Annotated in this window: 2 protein-coding genes; both read left to right on the top strand. The window is 49.1% G+C overall.

The annotated features are described in order from the left end of the window. Window positions 1-1,095: ice-binding family protein (locus OB13_RS18425; protein ID WP_461491651.1), on the top strand; the 1,095-nt coding region annotated here is incomplete at its 5' end. Window positions 1,096-1,106: 11 nt separating this feature from the next. Further along, window positions 1,107-2,994: outer membrane beta-barrel protein (locus OB13_RS18430; RefSeq protein WP_461491652.1), on the top strand; the 1,888-nt coding region annotated here is incomplete at its 3' end.

Genomic DNA, 2,994 nt, shown 5'->3' on the forward strand with positions numbered 1-2,994 from the left:
ACCATTACAACCGGCGCCCTCAATAAAGAAGGCAACCCGCTGGAGAGCAATTATGTATGGACCTTTACTACATTAGCCCATACTGTTCCCACGGTTACTTCTACAGACCCGGCTCATCAGGCTTCAGGCGTGGCACTTAATAAAGTGATCAAAGCCAGTTTCAGCGAAACAATGAATCCTGCAACGATCACTGCAACGTCCTTTACTTTAAAAACAGGTACTACCACGGTTGTTGGCGTAACAAGCTACAATGGCTCGACGGCAATTTTCACACCTGCCAACAACCTGATTGCTAACACAACCTACACGGCTACCATTACAACGGCTGCTAAAAGCGCAAACGATGTTGCTTTAGCTGGAAACCATGTGTGGACTTTCACCACGGCAGCCGATGGCCAGCCGGGTACACCGACTCAACCAGGTACCCCAGCTATAGGAGTTGATCTGAAGTCAGCTGGACGATTCGGCATCTTCGCAGGGGTAGGAATCAGTAACAATGCAGGCCCTAGTGTGATCCGTGACCTGGATGTAGGCATAACACCTGGTGTTCGCTCATCTGTAACCGGCTTCCCGCCAGCCATCGTTGAGAACGGCGCAATTTATGCATCCGATGACATTACACCTCCGGGCACAGCAGCCATGTTGTTACAAGCAAAGAAGGATCTACTGGAAGCGTATCTTTTTGCTGAAGGCGCATCTGCTCCGGCACCAGCCACAGTAGCAGGCGACCAGGGTGGCAAAACACTGGCACCTGGTATCTACAAATCTACTTCTACTTTATTAGTACAGGCTGGTAGCCTGACGCTGGATGCAAAAGGCGACCCGAATGCCGTCTGGATTTTCCAGATAGCCTCTGACTTTACCACTGTGGGTGGTGCAGGCGGTAACATCATACTGACCGGTGGTGCACAGGCTAAGAACATCTTCTGGCAAGTTGGAAGCTCTGCCACAATCGGCGATGGTACTTCCTTCAAAGGAAACGTACTGGCCTACACGTCTATCACCATGAATTCAGGTGCCACGGCAGTCGGTAGAATGCTTGCCTTGAATGGCGCGGTTGTCATGACCAACACAAACATCATCGAGAAGCCTTAATCAACACGAAAATGATCATCAAAAATAACAATACCAGATCGCGCAAAGCGTGGTCTGCCTCTAGGCTCACGGTCAAAAGTATAGTACTTAGCACTTTAATCCTTACAGGAACACAGTCGGCAATACAGGCGCAGGATGCTCCGTTCACAAAACCATCCTGGTGGATTGGTGCAGCAGGCGGTGCCAACTTTAACTTCTACAGAGGTTCCACGCAAAAGCTGAACGCACAATTATCGCCGCCAGTAGCATTCCATAATGGAAATGGCGTAGGCCTGTTTGCATCTCCGCTGATAGAATACCGTCGTCCGGAATCCAGATGGGGGCTTATGCTGCAAACGGGTTACGATAGCCGCAGAGGTACATTCGACCAACAGATTACGCCTTGTGATTGCCCTGTAGACTTAAGCACCAAGCTTAGCTATATCACTGTCGAGCCAAGCCTGCGCTTCGCTCCTTTTAAAGCATCAGGTTTCTACCTGATGGGTGGCCCGAGACTGGCTTTTAATGTAAAAAAAGAGTTTAGGTACGAACTGGGAATCAACCCGGCTTACCCGGATCAGGAAAAGAACCCTGTTGTTAATGGTGACCTGAGTGATGTAAAACAAACACTGCTCTCCATGCAGATCGGTGCCGGATACGACATTGCGCTTAACTCACAGGATAATCGCAGCCAGTTCATACTTTCTCCTTTTGTGACGTACCAACCCTACTTTGGCCAGTCACCACGCAGCATCGAAACCTGGACAGTAAACACCTTGCGCGTAGGCGCTGCCATTAAATTCGGACGTGGAAAAGCGAACACGCCTACAGCTGTAAGCGATGTGCAGTTCTCTGTTAACTCCCCTACCAATATCACGGCAGACCGAAGAGTAAGAGAAACATTCCCGCTTCGTAACTATGTATTCTTCAACCAGGGCTCTACTGCCATTCCGGATCGTTATGTGCTGTTAGAGAAAAACCAGGTGAAAGACTTCAAAGAAGATCAACTGGAAGTGTTCACTCCGAAAACACTGTCTGGCCGTTCGGAACGCGAAATGACAGTTTACTACAATGTACTCAACATTCTCGGTGATCGTATGGGCAAGAATCCGGCAGCCACAATAACCTTGGTTGGCTCGTCTGAAAATGGCCCGCAGGAAGCTAAAGTAATGGCTGAAACGGTGAAGAGTTACCTTGTGAACACATTCGGTATTGAAGCTTCACGCATCAGCCTAGAAGGACGTAACAAACCTAAACTGCCTTCTGAACAACCAGGTGGCACAAAAGAACTGGAACTGCTCCGCGAAGGCGACCGACGTGTGTCAATTGAAAGTAAGTCACCAGCCTTGCTGATGGAATTCCAGACTGGCCCGGAAGCTGCCCTGAAACCAGTAGAGATCACGGCCGTACAGGAAGCGCCGCTTGACAGCTATGTTACCTTCAACACAGTTGGTTCAGACAAGGCCTACACGTCCTGGTCTATGAATTTGACAGATGACAAAGGTAACGTTCAGAACTTCGGACCATTTATACAGGAGAGTGTCAGCATGCCAGGCAAATCCATTTTAGGAAACCGCCCGAAAGGCACTTACCTGGTTACCATGCTGGGTACGAAAAAGGATGGCACTGTTGAGAAGATGGAAGCTACAGTGAACATGGTACTCTGGACCCCGGCAAAAGACGAGGAAGGACAGCGCTACAGTGTGCTTTATGAGTTCAACGACTCCAAGGCTATCAGCACCTACGAGAAATACCTGACCGAAATCGTGACGCCTAAAATACCCCAGGGTGGCAAGGTGATCATCCATGGTTATACAGACATCATCGGTGATGAATTGAATAACAGTAACCTGTCTCTGGCAAGAGCCAACGATGTGAAAAGAATCATTGAAAACAGCCTGGCGAAAGCTGGTAGAAAAG

It is taken from the genome of Pontibacter sp. HJ8, assembly GCF_054824225.1.